Raw genomic sequence first — 2,136 nt, 5'->3', positions numbered from 1 at the left:
ACGACGCCTGCCCACCACCACGCCACCCTCATCCGTAACAACGGCACCAAGGCCCGGTTCCTCACGGCACTCACCACCCTCCACACCCACCACCACCCCATCGACCTCACCCCCCACCTCCCGGCGGCGGGGAGCACACCGGCGGGCCTCCCCACCTACCCGTTCCAGCACCAGCCCTACTGGCTGAACACCCCCGCCCGGCTCACCAGCGCAGGCGACCTGGGGCTCGCCACGACGACGCACCCGCTGCTGCACGCCGCGGTCCAGCTCGCCGACGGCGCCGACGGCGGCGCGGGCACCACGGTGTTCACCGGCCGCGTCGGCCTGGGCACCCACCCCTGGCTCGCCGACCACGCCGTCACCGGGACCGTGCTGCTCCCCGGCACCGGCCTGGTCGACCTCGCCCTGCACGCGGGTGACCACACCGGCGCCACCCATCTCGAAGAGCTGACGCTCCAGGCGCCGCTGGTGCTGGAGGAGACCGGCGCCCGCGACCTCCAGGTCACGGCCGCCCCCCAGGGCGGCTCCGACGCCGGGGGTACGGGCCGGTGGCAGGTCACGATCCACTCGCGCCCGCACACCGGCGACGCCGAACCCGAGCCGTGGACCTGCCACGCCACGGGCACTCTCACCGCCGAAGCCGCAGAAGCCGCCGAGGCGCTGACCGAGTGGCCGCCCACGGGTGCGGAGCCCTTCGACGTCGGCGCGCTCTACCCGGAGCTGGCCGCGGCGGGCTACGAGTACGGTCCCGTCTTCCAGGGCGTGACGGCGGCGTGGAAGGGATCCGACGGGACCCTGCACGCCGAGATCGCCCTCCCGCAGGGCGCCGACGCGGCCGGCCACACCCTCCACCCGGCGCTCCTCGACGCCGCGTTGCACCCGCTCGCGGCGCACAACGACGGCGCGGACGGGCAGATGCAGTTGCCGTTCGCGTGGACCGGCGTCACCGTGCACGCCACGGGCGCCACCGAGCTACGCGCCACGCTCACCCCCACCGGCGAGCAGGGCCACGACCTCGCTCTGCGGACGTGGGACACGACGGGCGCACCGGTGGCGACGATCACCGCCCTCAACACCCGGCCCGTCGACGCCGCGGCGCTCAGCACCCGCAGCAGCGACGACACCCGCAACAGCCTGTTCCACCTGGCGTGGAGCCCTGCACCGGCCGAGCCGGCGACTCAGGTCGATCTCGACCGGGTCGACGTGTACGCGGCCGCCCCGGCGGAGGACGACTCCCCCGCCGCGGCCCACACCGCAACCGAGGCACTGCTCACCCACCTCCAGAGCTGGCTGGCCGACAACGACGCCACCGACCGACAGCTCGTCGTCCTCACCCACCGCGCCGTCGCGACGAGTTCGGATCAGGACGTGCACTTGGCGCACGCGCCACTGTGGGGCCTGGTCCGTACCGCCCAGAACGAGAACCCCGACCGCATCCACCTCATCGACACCGACACCGACGACACCCCGGACCTCACCGCAGCCCTCGCCACCGGCGAACCCCAACTCGCCCTCCGCAACAGCAACATCCTCACCCCCCGCCTCACCCGCTCCACCGACAGTGCAGGGACCGAACCCCGCCCCCTCGACCCCAACGGCACCGTCCTGATCACCGGCGGCACCGGCGGCCTGGCAACCCTCACCGCCCGCCACCTCATCACCGAACACGGCGTACGCCACCTGCACCTGGCCTCACGCAGCGGCCCCGACCACCCCAACGCCCCCGCCCTGAGCAGCGAACTCACCGCACTCGGCGCCCAGGTCACCATCACCGCCTGCGACGTCACCGACGACGACGCCGTACGGGCCCTCGTCGACTCCGTCGACGGGGACCACCCCCTCACCGCCGTCATCCACACCGCGGGGGCCCTGGGCGACGCCGTCCTGTCGAAGCTCACTCCCGACGACCTGCACCCGGTGCTGGCGCCGAAGGTGGACGCCGCGTACCACCTCCACCAGGCCACCAAGCACCTGGACCTCGCCCACTTCGTCGTCTACTCCTCAGCCGCCGGCACACTGGGCAACCCCGGCCAGGCCAACTACGCCGCCGCCAACACCTACCTCGACGCCCTCGCCCACCACCGCACCCGGCAGGGCCTGCCCACCACCAGCCTCGCCTGGGGCTACTGGGAGCAA

Annotated in this window: 1 protein-coding gene; it reads left to right on the top strand. The window is 73.6% G+C overall.

Going from position 1 to position 2,136, the window contains the following annotated elements; translation table 11 throughout:
- Positions 1-2,136, top strand: a 2,136-nt coding sequence (locus LG396_RS38695; protein ID WP_225798294.1) for a type I polyketide synthase, incomplete at both ends; no start/stop codon positions are given.

This window comes from Streptomyces aculeolatus, assembly GCF_020400605.1.
GTDB lineage: Bacteria > Actinomycetota > Actinomycetes > Streptomycetales > Streptomycetaceae > Streptomyces > Streptomyces aculeolatus.
Note: the sequence above shows the minus strand (reverse complement) of the source record. Positions and strands in the feature narration are given on the sequence as shown.